This window comes from Bradyrhizobium sp. CFUWI (genome assembly GCF_056429085.1).
In genome coordinates this window covers 1-467 of the sequence record NZ_JBWJZE010000168.1, presented here as the reverse complement: position 1 = coordinate 467, position 467 = coordinate 1, and the positions used below count along the sequence as shown (strand labels likewise).

Genomic DNA, 467 nt, shown 5'->3' with positions numbered 1-467 from the left:
GGCATAGAGCCTGAAAAGATTGTGCTTCTCCCAAACAACGTCACTGACCCCGAGTCATTTGAAAGTGACTTCGCGCTCATTTACAAGGCACGCCAGTTTGGTTTTTTTGTCCCTGAGCAAGCGATTCTTTCCACGGAGGCCTTCGAGATCCTTAAAAACGATGAGCGCTCGATCTTTGATGTGATTAATAACAAGATCAACTTCACTGCCAAGAAGGCTGAGTTGCGTAAAGCAGGAGACGACGAAGGTCTTGCCAAACTTGGGCAAGAGATCGTTCTTTACGATCTGAGCCGCTTTGCTTCGCGCAATATCAAAAAGGTTTTCGAATCAATCCCCCTCTTCGAAGGCCAAGAAAATGGATGAGGGCCTGCGCGCTGATGATTTTCGGCGCGCTTGGCCCACTGCGCTGTCCGCCGCGATGCGCGACGTGGGCCAACTGGCGGATCAAATTGAGACAGCAGCAGAGA

The 467-nt window shown here is 50.7% G+C and carries 1 protein-coding gene; it reads left to right on the top strand.

The window, feature by feature from the left end; translation table 11 throughout:
* Nucleotides 1–363 (top strand): hypothetical protein (locus tag AC066S_RS39245; protein ID WP_478271969.1); only part of this gene is annotated, 363 nt, incomplete at its 5' end.
* Nucleotides 364–467: the final 104 nt, after the last annotated feature.